This window comes from Streptomyces sp. NPDC085524 (assembly GCF_044541755.1).
Taxonomy (GTDB): Bacteria; Actinomycetota; Actinomycetes; order Streptomycetales; family Streptomycetaceae; genus Streptomyces.
Window position 1 is genome coordinate 97,803 of record NZ_JBITTH010000004.1, and the last position, 16,462, is coordinate 114,264.

At 72.7% G+C, this 16,462-nt stretch carries 15 protein-coding genes and 2 tRNA genes; 4 read left to right on the plus strand and 13 right to left on the minus strand.

The features are described 5' to 3' along the window. Positions 1 to 6 precede the first annotated feature (6 nt). The 6 genes from ACIGFK_RS07270 to ACIGFK_RS07295 all read right to left on the minus strand — a co-directional run bounded on the left by ACIGFK_RS07270 (position 7) and on the right by ACIGFK_RS07295 (position 5,010). Positions 7 to 1,524, minus strand: a complete 1,518-nt coding sequence (locus tag ACIGFK_RS07270; protein ID WP_376659282.1) for a sensor histidine kinase — start codon at positions 1,522 to 1,524, stop codon at positions 7 to 9. Then, entirely contained in the window at positions 1,524 to 2,291 is a 768-nt protein-coding gene (locus ACIGFK_RS07275) for a response regulator transcription factor (protein ID WP_376659283.1), read from the minus strand. The genes ACIGFK_RS07270 and ACIGFK_RS07275 overlap by 1 nt, the downstream gene beginning before the upstream one ends. Positions 2,292 to 2,358: 67 nt before the next feature. Then, positions 2,359 to 3,240: an amidohydrolase family protein gene (locus ACIGFK_RS07280; protein WP_386469695.1), complete on the minus strand. Its 882-nt coding sequence runs from the start codon at positions 3,238 to 3,240 to the stop codon at positions 2,359 to 2,361. Next, positions 3,224 to 3,562 (minus strand): antibiotic biosynthesis monooxygenase family protein, encoded by a 339-nt coding sequence (locus ACIGFK_RS07285; RefSeq protein WP_376659285.1) that lies wholly within the window; start codon positions 3,560 to 3,562, stop codon positions 3,224 to 3,226. The genes ACIGFK_RS07280 and ACIGFK_RS07285 overlap by 17 nt, the downstream gene beginning before the upstream one ends. A gap of 117 nt (positions 3,563 to 3,679) precedes the next feature. Next, positions 3,680 to 4,579 (minus strand): DUF2797 domain-containing protein, encoded by a 900-nt coding sequence (locus ACIGFK_RS07290; protein WP_400050886.1) that lies wholly within the window; start codon positions 4,577 to 4,579, stop codon positions 3,680 to 3,682. Further along, positions 4,576 to 5,010: an Lrp/AsnC family transcriptional regulator gene (locus ACIGFK_RS07295; protein ID WP_376659287.1), complete on the minus strand. Its 435-nt coding sequence runs from the start codon at positions 5,008 to 5,010 to the stop codon at positions 4,576 to 4,578. The genes ACIGFK_RS07290 and ACIGFK_RS07295 overlap by 4 nt, the downstream gene beginning before the upstream one ends. 107 nt (positions 5,011 to 5,117) lie before the next feature. Between ACIGFK_RS07295 and ACIGFK_RS07300 the strand changes: the two genes are divergently transcribed. Continuing rightward, positions 5,118 to 6,029, plus strand: a complete 912-nt coding sequence (locus ACIGFK_RS07300) for an SMP-30/gluconolactonase/LRE family protein (RefSeq protein WP_400050888.1) — start codon at positions 5,118 to 5,120, stop codon at positions 6,027 to 6,029. Positions 6,030 to 6,059: 30 nt separating this feature from the next. Here ACIGFK_RS07300 and ACIGFK_RS07305 read toward each other — a convergent pair whose 3' ends face one another. The 4 genes from ACIGFK_RS07305 to ACIGFK_RS07320 form a co-directional block, all read right to left on the minus strand. Then, the gene (locus ACIGFK_RS07305; protein WP_376659289.1) at positions 6,060 to 6,425 is read right to left on the minus strand and encodes a PH domain-containing protein; all 366 of its coding nucleotides are present in this window, start codon (positions 6,423 to 6,425) and stop codon (positions 6,060 to 6,062) included. Between the two features lie 153 nt (positions 6,426 to 6,578). Beyond that, positions 6,579 to 7,073 carry a hypothetical protein gene (locus ACIGFK_RS07310; RefSeq protein WP_400050890.1) on the minus strand — a complete coding sequence of 165 codons (495 nt, stop codon included), beginning with the start codon at positions 7,071 to 7,073 and terminating at the stop codon, positions 6,579 to 6,581. Between the two features lie 163 nt (positions 7,074 to 7,236). Further along, positions 7,237 to 7,309: transfer RNA gene (locus ACIGFK_RS07315), tRNA-Arg, on the minus strand. A gap of 280 nt (positions 7,310 to 7,589) precedes the next feature. After that, positions 7,590 to 7,680, minus strand: a tRNA-Ser gene (locus ACIGFK_RS07320). A 258-nt stretch (positions 7,681 to 7,938) separates the two neighbouring features. On the opposite strand from ACIGFK_RS07320, the gene ACIGFK_RS07325 reads away from it, so the two are divergent. The 3 genes from ACIGFK_RS07325 (at position 7,939) to ACIGFK_RS07335 (ending at position 12,645) form a co-directional block, all read left to right on the plus strand. Then, complete coding sequence (locus tag ACIGFK_RS07325) at positions 7,939 to 8,364, plus strand: SSI family serine proteinase inhibitor (RefSeq protein WP_376659291.1); 426 nt, start codon at positions 7,939 to 7,941, stop codon at positions 8,362 to 8,364. Between the two features lie 119 nt (positions 8,365 to 8,483). After that, positions 8,484 to 12,056, plus strand: a complete 3,573-nt coding sequence (locus ACIGFK_RS07330) for a PAS domain-containing protein (protein ID WP_400050892.1) — start codon at positions 8,484 to 8,486, stop codon at positions 12,054 to 12,056. Positions 12,057 to 12,069: 13 nt separating this feature from the next. Continuing rightward, a complete protein-coding gene (locus ACIGFK_RS07335; protein ID WP_376660899.1) occupies positions 12,070 to 12,645 on the plus strand; it encodes an antibiotic biosynthesis monooxygenase in 576 nt (191 codons plus the stop codon). A gap of 27 nt (positions 12,646 to 12,672) precedes the next feature. On the opposite strand, the gene ACIGFK_RS07340 is transcribed toward ACIGFK_RS07335, so the two are convergent. From ACIGFK_RS07340 to ACIGFK_RS07350, 3 genes are all read right to left on the minus strand, one after another. Further along, a complete protein-coding gene (locus ACIGFK_RS07340) occupies positions 12,673 to 14,322 on the minus strand; it encodes a long-chain fatty acid--CoA ligase (protein ID WP_376660898.1) in 1,650 nt (549 codons plus the stop codon). Between the two features lie 75 nt (positions 14,323 to 14,397). After that, complete coding sequence (locus tag ACIGFK_RS07345; protein WP_400050895.1) at positions 14,398 to 16,035, minus strand: recombinase family protein; 1,638 nt, start codon at positions 16,033 to 16,035, stop codon at positions 14,398 to 14,400. Beyond that, positions 16,032 to 16,451 carry a helix-turn-helix domain-containing protein gene (locus ACIGFK_RS07350; RefSeq protein WP_376660896.1) on the minus strand — a complete coding sequence of 140 codons (420 nt, stop codon included), beginning with the start codon at positions 16,449 to 16,451 and terminating at the stop codon, positions 16,032 to 16,034. Before ACIGFK_RS07350 ends, ACIGFK_RS07345 begins: the two co-directional genes overlap by 4 nt. Between the last annotated feature and the right edge of the window lie 11 nt (positions 16,452 to 16,462).

Below are 16,462 nucleotides of genomic sequence, written 5' to 3' on the forward strand. Positions count from 1 at the left end.
GCCCTGTCACCGATGTGTGCTGAGCCTGTGCCCCGACTGTGAGTCCGTGACCGTCTCTTGGGAGCCGTGCGGCAGCCGGATTTCGAAGCAGGTCCGCCCGGGCTCGCTCGCCACGTCGACCGTCCCGCCGTGGGCGGTGACGACGGCCTGGACGATGGCGAGGCCGAGTCCGGTGGAGCCGGCCGAGCGGGAGCGCGAGGCGTCGCCGCGGGCGAAGCGTTCGAAGACGTGGGGGAGCAGGGCGGGCGGGATGCCTGGCCCGTCGTCCTCGATCCGGAGCCGGACGGCGGATGTTTCACGTGAAACATCCGCGGTGACGGTGGTGCCGGGCGGGGTGTGCGTACGGGCATTGGCGAGCAGATTGACCAGGACCTGCTGGATCCGTGCCGGATCGCCGCGGACGGCCGCGGGCTCCTCCGGCAGGCGCAGCCGCCAGTGGTGTCCGGGGCCGGCCGCGCGGGCGTCGCTGACGGCGTCGACCACCAGCGGCGCCAGGTCGGTGGCGGTGTCCTCGATGTCCAGTGGGCGGCCCGCATCGAGCCGGGCCAGCAGCAGCAGGTCCTCGACCAGGCCGGTCATCCGGGTGGCCTCGGACTCGATCCGGCCCAGGGCGTGCCGGGTGTCGGGGCCCGGCTCCTCCCTGCCGCGGCGGGTCAGTTCGGCATAGCCGCGGATGGAGGCGAGGGGGGTGCGCAGCTCGTGGCTGGCGTCGGCGACGAACTGCCGTACCCGCATCTCGCTCTGCTGGCGGGCCGTGAGGGCGGAGGAGACGTGCCCCAGCATCCGGTTGAGGGCCGCGCCGACCTGGCCCACCTCCGTGCGGGGATCGGCGTCGGGGACCCGCTCGTGCAGAGCGGGTTCGCCGCTGTGCAGCGGGAGTTCGGAGACCCGGGTGGCAATGGCGGCGACCCGGCGCAGCGGGCGCAGGGCTACCCCGACCAGGGCCTGCCCGGCGAGGGACGCGGCAATGAGCCCGGCCAGCGTGACGCAGATTTCCACCCCGATCAGGGTCCGCACCGTGGAGTCGACCTCGGCGAGCGGGAAGCCGAGGACGGCGCTCCCGTCGGGCGCCGCCAGCACCCGGTACGCGCCGAGCCCGGGCATGTCCAGGTCCACCGGTTCGGCGCGGCCCTGCCCGGCCGTGCGGGCCGCCTTGGCGAGGGCGGCGGTCTGGGCCTCGTCGAGGGGCCGGCGGTCCAGGTCGTCGACGCGCACGCTGCGATCGGCCTCGTACACCTTGCCGTCGGAATCGACGCGGAACCCGACGCTGCCCAGCGGAGTGCCGGGGGCCCCGACGACGGACCTGTCCCTGACCGGCTTCCCCAGCCCGGGACGCGTGGCCATGTCGACGGAGATCCGCAGCTGCTGGTCGACCTTGCCGACCAGGTACGAACGCAGCGCGAGGGTGGTGACCGCCCCGATGGCCGCGCCCACCACGGCGATCAGCGCCACCGCGGAGACGACCAGCCGGGTCCGCAGCGACCAGGGCCGGCGGCGGCGCGGCCGCTTCGGGCGGACGGCCACTACTCGGCCGGCTTGATCAGGTAGCCGGCACCCCGCCGGGTGTGGATCATCGGCGCGAGGCCGGGACCGCTCTCCAGCTTCCGGCGCAGGTAGGAGATGTACAGCTCGACCACGTTGGCCTGGCCGCCGAAGTCGTACGACCACACGCGGTCCAGGATCTGCGCCTTGCTGAGGACCCGGCGCGGGTTGCGCATCAGGTAGCGCAGCAGCTCGAACTCCGTGGCGGTCAGGTGGATCTCCCGGCCGTCCCGGACCACCTCGTGGCTGTCCTCGTCGAGCCGCAGATCACCGACGGCGAGAACCGAACCGCCGCGGGCCGCCTGCGCCGCGCCCGAACGCCGGACCAGGCCGCGCAGCCGGGCCACGACCTCCTCCAGGCTGAAGGGCTTGGTGACGTAGTCGTCGCCGCCGGCGGTGAGGCCGGCGATGCGGTCCTCCACGGAGTCCTTGGCGGTCAGGAACAGCACGGGAACCTGGGGGATCTCCCGGCGCAGCCGCCCGAGGACGGCGAGTCCGTCCATGTCGGGGAGCATGATGTCGAGGACCACCACGTCCGGCCGGAATTCCTTCGCCGCCCGCACCGCGCCCGCCCCGTCGCCCGCGCTGCGGACCTCGCAGCCCTCGTAGCGCAGGGCCATGGACAGCAGCTCGGAGAGCGGGGCCTCGTCGTCGACGACGAGCACCCGGCAGGGCCCGCCGTCGGGCCGCACCAAGGTCGTGGGGGCGCTGGTGGACGGGGACGCGTGGAAGCCGGTCGTCGCAGTCATGTCCCTACGCTGTGCCAGGCCTCTGAGAGCCTTCTTGCCCCTTCCTGTGAATTCCCTGAGAAACCGATCAGGGGCCGAGGCCGAAGAGCCGGGCGGCATTGTCGTGGCAGACGGCCCGCAGCCAGTCGTCGCCCAGGCCGAGCCGTTCGAGGGCGAAGAGCTGGTGCTCGTACGGGTGGGGAATGTTCGGGAAGTCCGTGCCGAGCAGGATCCGGTCACAGAGGTCCGCGAGCCGCCCGAGGTCAGCGGCGGGGAAGCCGGTGAACCGGTCCGCGAAGTCGGTGAAGGCCATGGTGGTGTCCAGGCGCACCTCGCCGTACCGGTCGGCCAGGTCGAGGAAGTCGGTGTACTCGGGCATGCCCATGTGCGCGATGACCAGCGGCAGCCGCGGGTGGCGGGCCAGCAGCCGGGCGATCGGCTCGGGCCCGGTGTACTTGCCCGGGACGGGCCCGGAGCCGCAGTGGATCACCGTGGGGATCCCGGCCTCGGCCAGCAGCCCCCACACCGGCGCCAGCCGGTCGTCGTTCGGGTCGTACCCGCCGACCTGGATGTGCGCCTTGAAGATCCGCGCCCCCGCTTCGACGGCCTGCCGGACGTACGGGGCCACGCCCTCCTCCGGGAAGAACGTCGCGGTGTGCAGGCAGTCGGGGGTCCGGGCGGCGAAGTCGGCGGACCAGGCGTTGAGCCAGGCGGCCATGGCCGGCTTGTGCGGGTACAGCATGGCGGTGAAGGCCCGCACGCCGAACTCCCGCAGCAGCGCGACCCGTTGCTCCTCCTCGTGCCGGTAGACGATGGGCCACTCGACTCCGGTCAGCGGACCCACCGCGTCGAAGTAGTCCCACACCTTGTCCAGGACCCGCTCGGGCATGAAGTGCGTGTGGACGTCGACCAGTCCGGGCAGCCCGAGGCGTTCCCGGAAGGCCCGGACCGCCTCAGGCGTTGCGGTCAAAACCGTGGCTCCGCTCGACGGTCGCGACGTGCAGGGTGTAGCTCTCGTACCAGTCGGCGCGGCCCTGCTTCATGGCCGCCTGGTGCTCCATGTCCCGGCGCCAGACGGCCATCGACTCGTGGTCGCGGAAGTACGCGACGGTGATCCCGAGCCCGCCCGGGTTGCGCGCGGACTCGTAGCCGAGGAAGCCGGGATTGGCGTGGACGAGCTCTTCCATCCGGGCGAGGGTCTGCGCGTATCCGCTGTCGTCGTCGGTGCGGACGCTGGTGAAAACGGAGATGACATAGGGCGGTTCGAAGGCCGGTACCGGCTGAATGGTCATGCCCACCACCCTCGGCGGGGCTCCCCCGCCATGTCCACCGCAATCCGCCCCGGAAGGCCAAAGGGATCCAAGTTTTGACCAAGCCCACCCGGCGCCCGGGGCCCGGACGGCACCGGGTCAGAACAACCCGTCCTGGCCGGCGGCCGGATCGGCGGGAGCCGCGATTTCCGCCACCGGCACCACGGCCCGCGCGCCCTCTTCCGCCGCCGGGGCGGCGAGTTCCCAGCCGGCCAGCAGCCGGGTGTCCACCACGAGCCCGTCCGCGAGGTGCAGATCGGGCCCGGCCGCGCCCACGAGCCTGCCCACGACGGCCCCGCCGGGCACCATCGCCGTGACCACCCGGGCCGGCGCCGGCAGCCCGGTCAAGCCGTCCAGCCCGAACACCCCCGCATGGTCGGCGACTTCGCATGCGAGCCGCTCCAACGAGTCGGGCCAGCCCGCCAGCTCCGCGGCCCGCGCGTGCAACTCGGCTACTTCCAGGGCCCGCTCGGCCGCAGGCGGCAGATGCGCCCGCACCCCGCGCTTGCGCGCGTAGGCGATCCGGTCCGGCACTCCGAGCGCCGCCCTCAGCAGCTCCTCGGTGCGCCGGGCGGCCATCAGCGGCCCCCGACCCAGCCACGCCCAGGTCACCGCACCCTGCTCCAGCAACCGGACGGAACCCCGCTCCTCGGCGGTGATGCCGACCTTGACCAGGCCGGGCCCGAACCAGGCCAGGTAGACCCGGTAGGTGCGCGGATCGGCCGCATTGGTGTCGGCCGCCACCGAGAACGACCGGTCGAGCCGGGCACATTCGGGGCACTGCGCGTTCCCCGCGCGCCCCGGCACGGCGGCTGCGGTGGGGCACGGAGTCCGCTTCCCGGCCCGCCGCACACCGAGGCAGTGCCGCTCCCCGCGAGCGGCGAAGGCCAGCCGCTGCCCGTAGTCGAGCGCGCTCACCCGCTCGCCGCGCCCTTCCCCGTACCACCCGATGGCCGGTCGGCCCCCGCTCCACCGGATCCCGGTGCACCACCAGGTCACAGGGGGAGAGGCCGCTCGAAGAAGGTCTCCAGGACGACGGTGGCGTGCGTTCCGCTGACGCCCTCGATGCCGTAGAGCCGCCGCAGGACGTCCTGCAACCCCTCCGTCGAGGCCGTGCGCACCTTGACCAGCACCGAAGCGCTGCCCGCGATGATGTGCGCCTCCTGGATCTCGGGGATCGCCTCGAAGTCCGGAGCGGACTCGCCCATCCACGCGTTGGAGTCGACCATCACGTAGGCGAGGACCCCGCTGCCGACCGCGGCCGGGTCGACGTCGATCGTGGTCCGCCGGATCACCCCGCGCTCGCGCAGCTTGCGGACCCGCTCGTGGGTCGCCCCCGCCGAGAGCCCGACCGCCGTGCCGAGGGCGGCGTACGACTGCCCCGCGTCCTGCTGCAGGCGCAGGACGAGCGCCCGGTCGATATCGTCCACGCGAAGTTCCTCTCCTGGGCACGTCGGCCCTTGCGAAGACGGTACCGGATCCTGCAATCTCAACATCACACCGAACAAGATTCGGAAATCTGCTCTCAGGGGGAATGATGTCTGCCATAGCCGACCTCACCTTGTACGAGATCCTGGATGACCGCTTCCAGACCGGCCGCTGCGCCAACGGCGACGCGCGACTGGAGCGGCTCTACGACGACTGCCGCTGGGCCGAAGGCCCGCTCTACCTGCCGGCCTGGCGACAGCTGGTGTGGAGCGACATTCCGAACGACCGGATGCTGCGCTGGGACGAGGCAACCGGCGCGGTCTCGGTCTTCCGCTCCACGGCCGGCCACTCCAACGGCAACACCCTCGACCGCGAAGGCCGCCTGATCACCTGTGAGCAGGGCAACCGCCGCGTCACCCGCACCGAACCGGACGGCAGCCTCACCGTCATCGCCGACCGCTACGACGGCAAGCGGCTCAACAGCCCCAACGACGCGGTGGTCCGCTCGGACGGCTCCATCTGGTTCTCCGACCCGGACTTCGGCATCACCAACGACTACGAGGGCCACCGGGCGCCGAGCGAGATCGGCGCCTGCAACCTCTACCGCGCCGACCCCTCGACCGGCTCCGTCCGCATGGTGGCCGACGGCTTCCTCGGCCCCAACGGCCTCGTGTTCTCCCCGGACGAGAGCGAGCTGTACGCCGCCGACACCCGCGCCGGCCACATCCGCGCCTTCAAGGTCACCGACGACGGCACCCTCACCGGCGACCGGGTCTTCGCCGCCTGCCCCCGCGTCGACAACATCCGCTTCGACGACGAGGGCCGGCTGTGGGCGGCCGCGATGGAGAACGGCGTCCAGTGCTACGCCCCGGACGGCACCCTGATCGGCCGCGTCCGCGTCCCCGAGCCGGTCTCGAACCTGGCCTTCGGCGACCCCAAGAACAACCGCGTGTTCATCACGGCCACCACCTCCCTCTACTCGATGGTGATGTCCGTGACCGGCCTGCCCCGCGTCCTGTGACGGCGAGGACGACGACGGCGATGGCGGTGGCTACCGGGCGACGAACTGCGTCAGGATCGCCTGCACCTCGTAGATGTCGACGCCCTTGGTGAAGGTCTTCTCGATCGGCGTCGAGCTGCCGGATATCCAGATCTTCAGCTCGGCGTCGAGATCGAAGTGCCCGGCGGTCTCGACCGCGAAGTGCGTGATGCTCCGGTAGGGGATGGAGTGGTACTCCACCTTCTTCCCCGTGAGCCCCTGCTTGTCGACGAGCACCAGCCGCCGGTCCGTGAACAGGATCGTGTCCCGGATCAGCAGATACGCGGCATGCACCTGCTCGCCCTGCCCCATCAGCCGCGCGTAGTCCCGCTGCGCCGACACCGGGTCGACCGTGTGCGCATTCCCGAACAGTCCCATGAGGGCCCCCCGCCACTAGCTTTCGAACGATCTCCAGAACCGTATCGAGCCCGGCGCGTGACCCGCGTCCCCCTCCAGAGCCATCCCGCCCCTGAGTACCTCCGGGGGACCTCTCCCCACCAAGGAGGAGGGGGGCCTGCCGCCGGCCGGCCCTCAGGCCCGCTTCCTCAGCACACAGACCCTGCCGTCGTCGGGATCACCGATGTAGGCCCACAGGAAGGGAGCGTCCGCGCTCCCCCGGGCCTCGTACGTGGCGAGCGCGCCGCCGGGCCCGATCTCGATCCGCACGCGGGTGACCGAATCCGGCCCGTCGGACGATTCGCCCAGGCTCCACGCCCCCGTCCCGGTTCCGGTCCGGCGCCTCACGGAAGCCTGGCCGCCGGGCCCGCTCCCGGCAGCGCCCAGGAAGTCACCGCAGACCGCCGTCGCACTGAACGTGCCGTCGGCCCCCAGCTCGAGCGTGCCGCCGTTCTCGTCACCCCAGCTGCCCGCCACCTGTTCCCCCGCCAGCACGAGGGGTTCCCCGTCCGGCGGCCCCGGGGCGAGCGCGCGGCCCAGGTCGACCAGGACGACCAACGCCATCGGCACCAGGACCATGGCGACAACGCCGATGCCGCACCCGATCCCCTGTCCGGCCGAACGCGACATGGGGGGCCTGCGCCATTCCCGCTCATTCAGCGGCCAGGGCTCCGGCCGCCACCCAGGTCTCCCGCCAACCTCGTTCACCTATCCCCCCGGATGCGGCACTTCGCTGTTGCACGGACACAATGCGAGAGGCCCCGGACTTTCGTCCGGGGCCTCTGGCCTGCTGTGCACTCGGCAGGATTCGAACCTGCAACCTTCTGATCCGTAGTCAGATGCTCTATCCGTTAAGCTACGAGTGCTTGGGCTTCCCGGGGTTTTTCGCCCCGTTGGCCTTGCGAGAACAACAATACATGGACCTCGCCGGGACGCGAAATCCATTAGCCAAACCACCTCTGACCTGCGGAAACGCTCCGGATGTAGATCGTCCGGATGAGTTGGCGGGGAGGGGTGGCGGGGGAACGGGTCCCGTCGATCGGCATTGATTGGAATCGACCGACACCGACCGGCATTGACCGGCACCGATCAGCCCCGGAACGCATCGAAGCCCCGGTCCGTCAGGACCGGGGCTTCGATGAGGTGCGGAGGCGGAGGGATTTGAACCCTCGATGGGGTGTAAGCCCCAAACCGCATTAGCAGTGCGGCGCCATAGACCGGACTAGGCGACGCCTCCAGCTCACCCCCGCGTACGAGGGTGCGTGCAGATGATGACACAGGCGCAGGGCCCCTCACCAATCCGCTCCCACGGTACTAGGAGCGGCGGCCGAAGGGCAAAGCCTTAAGGGGGTGCGTTACGGGCGTCGGCGCGGGACCCGGAACGCGACGCAGGACGCGACGCAGGACGGAACCCAAGACGGAACACAGGACGCAACCGCAGGAGCGTCGCCGTCGTTGGGCAGGCGTACGACGTACGGACGACCTGGAGTGCCCCATGCTGCGTCTCGCCGCCTTCGCCGTCACCTCCGCCCTGGCCGCCGCGGCCGCCGGACCGCTGCCGCCGCTGCCCCTCGGGCGGCTGCTGACCGGCCCCGACAGCCTCACCATCGCCATGGCCGACACCGGCAACCGCAGCCTGGACCGGGAGTACCTGCTCGAGTGCGACCCCGTGGGCGGCGACCACCCCTGGCGGGAGCAGGCCTGCGCGAAGCTGCACAAGCTCGCCGCCGAGGGCAAGGACCCCTTCGCTCCCGTGTCCAAGCGCCAGATCTGCAGCATGACGTACGGCGGGCCGGCCACCGCGCGGATCACCGGGACCTGGCGGGGGCGCAAAGTGGACGCGACCTTCCGGCGCACGGACGGCTGCGAAATCAACCGGTGGGACGAGTTGGAACCTCTGCTTCCGAGTGGGCGTTCCTGACCTGGGAGGATGCGCGGGGCGGGCGGTATGCACCGAAGTTCGGCCGCCCCACCGCGGGGCTGTGGCCTTAGACTCCTCCCGTGACATGCCGGTAGTTGTGGTCAGGGAGGAAGCTCGTCGTGAGCAGCAGGCCATCCCGAGGCGCTGCTCGCCTCGCAGCAATACTCGACGCCCTTCCGGACGCGCTGTTGCTCGTCAACACCAACGGCACGGTCGTCAACGCGAATTCGATCGCCCTCGAGATCATGGAGAGCCCCGGGACCGGGCTCGTCGGCCGGGGCGTGCTCGGCCTCCTGCCCGAGTTCGACTCCAAGCTGATCCCCGGCTCCATGCGCCGGCCCGGCGAGGACGAGGGCGGCCGCGCCACGCCCAAGCGGATGATCGCGCGCCGCACCGACGGCTCCGAGTTCCCCGTCGAGGTCACCGCAGCCCATCTCGACGGCCGCGACGCCTACCGCGAGCCGCAACCCTCCTACACCGGTGACGAGCTGCTGATGCTCGTCGTACGGGACCTCTCGCAGACCGTGGACACCGAGGCCGAGCTGGCCCGCTCCCAGCGGCAGACCGAGATGATCCTGCGCGCCGCCGCCGAGGGCGTCGTCGGCACCGACACCGACGGACGGGTGGTGCTGGTCAATCCGGCCGCCGCCCAGATCCTCGGCTACCGGGCCACCGACCTCGGCAACCGCGAACTGCACGGCCTGGTCCAGCACTCGCGCGCCGACGGCTCGCCCTTCCCCTTCGACGAATCCCCGCTCGCCGACACCCTGCGCAGCGGCCGCAAGCACCGGGTGCGCGGGCAGGTCCTGTGGAACAAGGCCGGCCAGCCCGTCGCCGTCGACCTGACCACCTCCCCCGTGCGGGACGGCGAGCAGCTCGTCGGCGCCGTCATGACCTTCACCGACCGGCGGCCGTACGACGCCCTCGCCGCGCGGCACGCGCAGCTGCTGGCCGTCCTCGGCGACTCGCTGCGCGGGCCGCTGGACGAGCTCCGCGGGGAGCTGGCCACGCTCGCCGCCGATGACGCGGGACAGCTGTGGCCCGAGGCCAACCAGCTGCTGCACCACCTGGCCGCCGGGTACTCGCGGATGACCACGCTCGTGGACAACGTGCTCGGATTCCAGCGCCTGGACGCCGGCAGCGACAAGCTCAGCAAGAGGAAGGTCCTGATCAACGGCGTCGTCACGGCCGGCGTCGACGGCGCGGTCGAGCTGATCGGACCGGGCCGCGCACAGTTCGCCGTCCACGCGCCGACCATCGAGGCCGAGGTGGACGCCGAGCGGGTTGCGACCGCCCTCGCCCACCTGGTCGCGGACGTCGCCGGGGTGGACGCCACCGGCAAGACCCGTCAGGGCAGCGGGTACAGCGACTCGACGATCGTCGTGGCCGCCGCGCAGCGGGGCGATGTCGTACGGATCGAGGTGCGCGGGCCGTACGAGGGCGGCAACCCGGTGCACGAGCCGATCGTGCGGGGCATCGTGGCCGCGCACGGCGGTGTGCTGCAGACGGTGGAGGTGCCGGGTGCGCCCGGCGGGGCGTACGTGCTGGAGCTGCCGCTGGGCTCGGGAGCCGGGACGGTGACCCTGCCGGAGCCGGCGGAGGAGCCGGAGCCGGCGGCGGGTCCTGGCGGGGGCTTCGCCGGGGGCGCGGCCCCCGGGAAGGTCTCCGGCGGGCGCCGGGGCCGGCGCGGTGTGGACGCCTTCCTGGAGGACGAGGCCGCGGGCCCCGGAGCCGCGGAGTCCGGCCAGGGCGCGGGCGCGCTGGCACTGCCGTCCGGGCGGCGGCGCGGGGCCGAGGCCCCCGCTCCCGACGCAGCGCCGGAGCTCGCGCAGTCCCCGGTGAACCCGGCGGGGCTGGGCACCGGGCGCAGGCGCGGCCGCGCCGGGGACGGCAGCGGCGAGGACGGGGCCGCCACGGGCATGCCGGCCGCGCCCGGAGGCCCGGGCGGCGTCGTGGCACCCGGCGGGATCGGAGCCCAGGGCGGACCCGGCGGCGTCGTCGCACCCGGCGGGATCGGAGCCCAGGGCGGACCCGGCGGCGTCGTCGCACCCGGCGGCATCGGAGCCCAGGGCGGACCCGGCGGCGTCGTCGCACCCGGCGGCATCGGAGCCCAGGGCGGACCCGGCGGCGTCGTCGCACCCGGCGGCATCGGAGCCCAGGGCGGACCCGGGCAGTCCGTGCCGCCGCAGGGGACCGCGATGCCCGCGCTGCCTCCCGTACCCGCGACGCCCCCGGTCCCCGCGACCGGGCACCCCGCCGGCCGGCGCCGCGCGCTGGGTCCGGCCGGTCCGGCGCAGCCCGGCGGCCCCGTGCCCGCGACCGGACTCGGCCCGGCGCCGGCTCCCGCTCCCGCCCGGCCCATCGCCCCCGAGGGCGGCTTCGCCCTGCCCGCGGGCCCGACGCCCGCCCCCGCGATGGCCGGTCCGGCTCCCGCTCCCGCTCCCGCCGAGGCGGACCCCGAGGCTCCGGGCGGACGGCGCGGGCGCCGGGTGCTGGGATCGCCCGCAGCCGCGCCCGAAGCCGCGGCCGCGGGCGCGGGCGCGACGGCGGCCGCCGAGGAACCCGTACCCCCGACCGGGCGGCGGCGTGCGCTGCCCGGCACCCCTGCATGGCCGGTTCCGGCGGCCCGGACGGCGCCCGAGGAGGGCGAGTCGGGCCAGGTCGCGCTCCCCGGGGCCCGGCAGCCGCAGGACACCCCGGCGGAGGGCCAGGCGGGGCCTGCGATCAACGTGCGCGCCCTCGGCACCCTCGGCCAGGGCATCTCCGTCGACCCGAACGGGACCGGTTCCGGCTCCGGTTCCGGTTCCGGCCGCCGTCGCCGGCTCGCCGAGCCCGCACCGCAGGGACGGGCCTTCGCCATAGGAGCGCCCGAGGCGGGCGCCGACGAGGGCCCCGAGCCGCTGGACGGCCCGGGCGGCGCCGTCGAGGTGGTGAACCGGCCCGCGCCCGCCCCCGTGGACGACGAGCTCCCGCCCGAGCCGCTGGACAACCCCCGCCGGCTCCTGGTGTGGCCCGCGCCCGACGTGCAGACCCAGCAGGCGCTCAGCGACCGCGGCTACCGCCCGGTGATCGTGCACTCCCGCGAGGAGGTGGACGCGCAGATCGCCGCGTTCCCCGCCGCGCTGTTCGTGGATCCGCTGACCGGGCCCATCACCCGCACCGCCCTGCAGTCCCTGCGGCAGGCCGCGGTGGCGGCCGAGGTGCCCGTACTGGTCACGGCCGGGCTGGGCCACGCCGCGCGCGAGGCGGCGTACGGAGCCGATCCTGCGGTCCTGCTCAAGGCGCTGGCGCCGCGCGACAGCGAGCAGCACCCCTCCCGGGTCCTGCTGATCGAGGAGCGCGACGAGATCGCCGCGGCACTGACCACCGCCCTGGAACGGCGCGGCCTCCACGTCGCCCGGGCGGGCGCCGACACCGACGCGGTGGAACTGGCGACGCAGATGCGTCCCAACCTGGTGGTCATGGACCTGATGCAGGTACGCCGCCGCCGGGCCGGGATCGTGGACTGGCTGCGCGCCAACGGGCAGCTGAACCGCACCCCGCTGGTCGTCTACACGGCGACGGGCATCGATCCGGCCGAACTGCCGAAGCTGGCTTCGGGGGAGAGCGTGCTCTTCCTCGCGGAGCGGGCGACCACGTCGGACGTACAGGGCCGCATCGTGGACCTGCTGGCCAAGATCGGCACCAACTAGCCATCCTGGGCCGATGGCCATCATCGACACGACCGAGCACACCGTCCCCGCGGACAACGGGGAGGTGAACCTGCTCATAGCCCGTCAGGTGGAGCCCGGGTACGAGGAGACCTTCGAGGCCTGGGCCCACGGAATCCTGGAGACGGCGGCGGGCTTCCCGGACCACCTGGGGTACGGGCTGTTCCGCCCGGCGACGGAGGGCGGGCCGTGGTTCCTGGTGCACCGCTTCCGCAACGAGGCCGCGTTCCAGCGCTGGCAGGACTCGCCGGAGCGGGCCCAGTGGTTCTCCAACTGCCTGGGCCACCACCACCAGGAGATAGCCCGCCGGGAACTGCACGGCATGGAGACGTGGTTCGCCAAGCCGGGAACGACCCGGCCCGCGCCGCCGCGGTGGAAGATGGCGATCAGCTCGGGGCTGGCCATCTTCCCGATCTCGCTCGTCGGCAACGCGGTGCTCGGGCCGTTCCTGGTGGACCTGCCGTTCGTGCTGCGCACGGCCGCCTTCACCGTCGTGTTCAGCACGCTGATGACGTACGTGGCCATGCCCACCGTCAGCAGGCTGCTGCGGCCGTGGCTCACCAAGGGGTGAGCCCGGCCGCCATCGCCGGGGTCCCGGTCAGTCGAGCTTCGTGACCTCGAGCTCGCCGTCCGCGTACTGCCTGCGGATCACCTTCTTGTCGAACTTGCCGACGCTGGTCTTGGGCACCTCCGCGATGACCGTCCAGCGTTCCGGCAGCTGCCACTTGGCGATCGACCGGCCGAGGAACTCGCGCAGGCCCGCGTAGTCCACGGTCGCCCCCGCCTTGAGCACGACGGTGGCCAGGGGGCGCTCGCCCCACTTGTCGTCGGGGACGGCGACCACGGCCGCCTCGGCGACCTCGGGGTGCGCCATCAGGGCGTTCTCGAGCTCCACGCTGGAGATCCACTCGCCGCCGGACTTGATGACGTCCTTGGCCCGGTCGGTGAGGGTGAGGTAGCCGTCGTGGCTGATGACGCCGACGTCCCCGGTCTTGAGCCAGCCGTCCGCGCTGAACTTGTCCTCGGGGCGGTACGGTTCGCCCTTGGCCCCGCCGAAGTAGGCGCCCGCGATCCAGGTGCCGCGGACCTCCAGCTCGCCCGCGGACTCGCCGTCCCAGGGCAGGTGGTCACCGCCGGGGCCGACCAGCCGGGCCTCGACGCCCGCCGGGAAACGGCCCTGGGTGATCCGGTACGGCCACTCCTCCTCGGCGCCCAGACCGGCCGGCGGGTGCGCCATCGTGCCGAGCGGGGAGGTCTCGGTCATGCCCCAGGCGTGGCAGAGGCGGACGCCGATCTTGTCGTAGGCCTCCATCAGGGCGGGCGGGCAGGCCGCGCCGCCGATGGTGACCTGCTTCATCGAGGTCAGGTCGCGCGGGTTCGCGGTGACCTCGGCGAGCAGGCCCTGCCAGATGGTGGGGACGGCCGCCGCGTGCGAGGGCTTCTCCTGCTCGATCATCTCGGCGAGCGGGGCGGGCTGGAGGAAACGGTCCGGCATCAGCATGTTGATGCCGGTCATGAAGGTGGCGTGCGGCAGGCCCCACGCGTTCACGTGGAACTGCGGGACCACGATGAGGGTGGTGTCCGCGTCGGTCAGCCCCATCGACTCGGCCATGTTGACCTGCATGGAGTGCAGGTAGATCGAGCGGTGCGAGTAGGCGACGCCCTTGGGGTCGCCCGTGGTGCCGGAGGTGTAGCACATGGCCGCTGCCTGGCGTTCGTCCAGCTCGGGCCAGTCGTAGGTGACCGGGCGGCCCGCGATCAGCTCCTCGTACTCGTGCACGCGGACGTTCAGGCCCTCGAGCACGGAGCGGTCGCCGATGCCGGCGACGACGACGTGCTCCACGGTCGGCAGGTGCGGCAGCAGCGGCGCGAGGAGGGGCAGCAGGGTGCCGTTGACCAGCACGACGCGGTCCTCGGCGTGGTTGACGATGAAGACCAGCTGCTCGGGAGGGAGCCTCAGGTTGAGGGTGTGGAGGACCGCGCCCATGGACGGGATGGCGAAGTACGCCTCGACGTGTTCGGCGTTGTTCCACATCAGCGTCGCCAAAACACTTCCGGGCTCGACGCCCAGTTCGTCGCGCAGGGCGTTGGCGAGCTGGGCGGCGCGGTCGCCGATCTCGGCGAACGTCCGGCGGTGCGGCTCAGCCTCGCCGGTCCACGTCGTCACGGTCGACCTGCCGTGCACCCTCCGACCATGCTCCAGAATCCGGCTGATGGTGAGCGGCACTTCTTGCATGGTGCTGAGCACGGGCGTCCTCCCGATGGGCGCTGTCACTCGTCTCGACGGTGGGAGAATTCTGCGCACGTACCGAGCGGTATGTCACTACGTCCCGGTAGCTTTCTTCGGCTCCGCCCACGGGTCCGGTTCCCACAGGGGGTGGACGTGGATCTCGTGGTTCTCCGGCCCGGGGCCGTTCCGCACCACGGCCACGCGGCGTATGAGCTTGCGCAGCATCATGTTCCGTTCGCGGGTGCTGAAGGTCTCCCACTCCTCGACGGTGCCGACGATCAGCGGTACGAATTCCGCCCGGCGGGGCGGCGGCGCCGCCTCCGGGATGCTCTCGAGCAGCCGCTGCGCCTCCGCCCGCCTCCTGCGGATGAGTTCGGCCGCCTCCTCGTACTCGCCGGGCCCGAAATCGTCCGGGTCGGCCGCGTGCTCGGCGCGCAGCCGGGCCAGGGCCCGGCGCTGCTTGTCGACCTCGGCCCGGGCACGGGCGCGGGCCGTCACGTTGGCGGCCTGCTCGGCGGCCTGCTCTACGGCTTGTCCGGCTCGTTCGGCTCGTTCGGCTCGTTCGGGCGCGTGGTTGCGCGCGGGGGCGGTCCCGGCCGTCGGGGCGCTGTCGATCCCGGCCGCGGCCTCGCGTCCGAGCCAGGCGAAGACCGCCTCCTCGACGATGCCGCGCTCGAGGAGTACGCCTTCGCACGCGGTCGCCCCCGACTTGGCGCGGGCGCTGCAGCGGTAGGCGAACCCGGTCACGTTGGCTCCGTCGCGGCGTGCGGTGTTCAGACTGGTCCCCTTGCGGCAGCCGGAGCACTTGCACAGACCCGTGAGTTCGTAGACGCCCTCGCGGGAGCGCGGCGGGGTCGCCCGGACCTCCTTGCGGCGTCGCTGGTACGCCTCCCACAGGCCGAAGTCGATCAGCTCCTCCTGGGCGCCCTGGATGTGGATGCGGTTCCTGCAGGTCCCGTCGGTCTTCCGGCACCTGCACGCGGGGTCGTGCACGCTGAGCAGGCCGGCGGCGAAACCGCTGTCGAGGTAGCGGGTGAGGGTCTCGGCGCTCCACGGGCCGCCCTGGGTGGTGCGGTGTCCGGCGCGGTTGAGGTCGCCGCACAGCACGCCGAATCCCGATCCGTCGACGTACGAGCGGTACAGCGCGGCGACCACGGGTCCCGTGCCCGGGTCCGGTTCGTACCTCTCCTGCCCGAGCCTTCCGGTGGCCCGGTCGAACCGGCGGTGCCACACGTACCCGAAGCGCTTGCGGCCCTGGGCCGGCAGCCGGAGCCGGTGGCGGCGGTGGTCGTGCGTCTCGCGCCACTGCTCGCCGGCGCGGTCGCTCTCGAAGGCGCTGAACTCGAGGATCATGCCGCGCTGGAACCGGCCGATGGCCGTCGAGGCGTCGACGGGTTCCGTCGCCGATTCCAGCTCCCCGCCTGCCTGCTGGAGCCGGGCGAGGTTGATCGCGTTGCCGGTCCGATCACGGCCGAAGCGGGAGTAGCGCCAGACCGCGACGCCGCGCGCCTCGCCCGCTTCCACCCGCTCGATGCACGTCATGATCCTGCGCTTGAAGTGGCGCCCGGAGACGTCGAGGTCCTCGACCCAGCCGATGATGCGGCGGCCGGTGCGCCCGGCCCACCGGGTGATCGCGTCCCGCTGCAGCTCCGGGCTGATCTTCTCCTCTTTCCACGTGGACACGCGGATGTAGGCGAGCCACGGCTCGCCGCCCTCATCGGCCGGGTTCACTGCCCCTTCGACTCACGCAGCAGGGTCTCGGTCATGGACAGGAAGACGCGCCGCGCCTGAGGGTCCGTGAGGCCCAGCTGGTCGGCGGCCTGCTCGGGAGTGATGCGGCGCGGTGCGGCCCCCGGGTCCTCGGCGGCGGCGAGGTCGGGCCGCTCGATGATCCCGGCGTGGACGAGCACCTCGGGCAGGGGGAGGTGCAGCGCGTCGGAGAGGAGGCCGAGGACGCGGGTGTCCGTGGCGCCCTGGCCGCTGAGGATGCGGCTGACGGTGGCCCGGCCGATGCCCGAGTCCTCGGCGAACTTCGTCTGCCCGCCGCCGCGGGGGCGCAGGTCGTACTGCCGCCCGATGAGCTCGGAGCGCAGCCAGTCGGCGAATTCCTGCGGCGTGAAGCGGTTGCTGCTGCTGTTTCGTTCCATGGATGGAACAT

Bases quoted from the DNA above. Each gene is read 5' to 3' on its own strand.
- ACIGFK_RS07275 (WP_376659283.1), bottom strand. From the start codon at position 2,291: ATGACTGCGACGACCGGCTTCCACGCGTCCCCGTCCACCAGCGCCCCC.
- ACIGFK_RS07285 (WP_376659285.1), bottom strand. From the start codon at position 3,562: ATGACCATTCAGCCGGTACCGGCCTTCGAACCGCCCTATGTCATCTCC.
- ACIGFK_RS07300 (WP_400050888.1), top strand. From the start codon at position 5,118: ATGTCTGCCATAGCCGACCTCACCTTGTACGAGATCCTGGATGACCGC.
- ACIGFK_RS07305 (WP_376659289.1), bottom strand. From the start codon at position 6,425: ATGGGACTGTTCGGGAATGCGCACACGGTCGACCCGGTGTCGGCGCAG.
- ACIGFK_RS07310 (WP_400050890.1), bottom strand. From the start codon at position 7,073: ATGTCGCGTTCGGCCGGACAGGGGATCGGGTGCGGCATCGGCGTTGTC.
- ACIGFK_RS07325 (WP_376659291.1), top strand. From the start codon at position 7,939: ATGCTGCGTCTCGCCGCCTTCGCCGTCACCTCCGCCCTGGCCGCCGCG.
- ACIGFK_RS07335 (WP_376660899.1), top strand. From the start codon at position 12,070: ATGGCCATCATCGACACGACCGAGCACACCGTCCCCGCGGACAACGGG.
- ACIGFK_RS07350 (WP_376660896.1), bottom strand. From the start codon at position 16,451: ATGGAACGAAACAGCAGCAGCAACCGCTTCACGCCGCAGGAATTCGCC.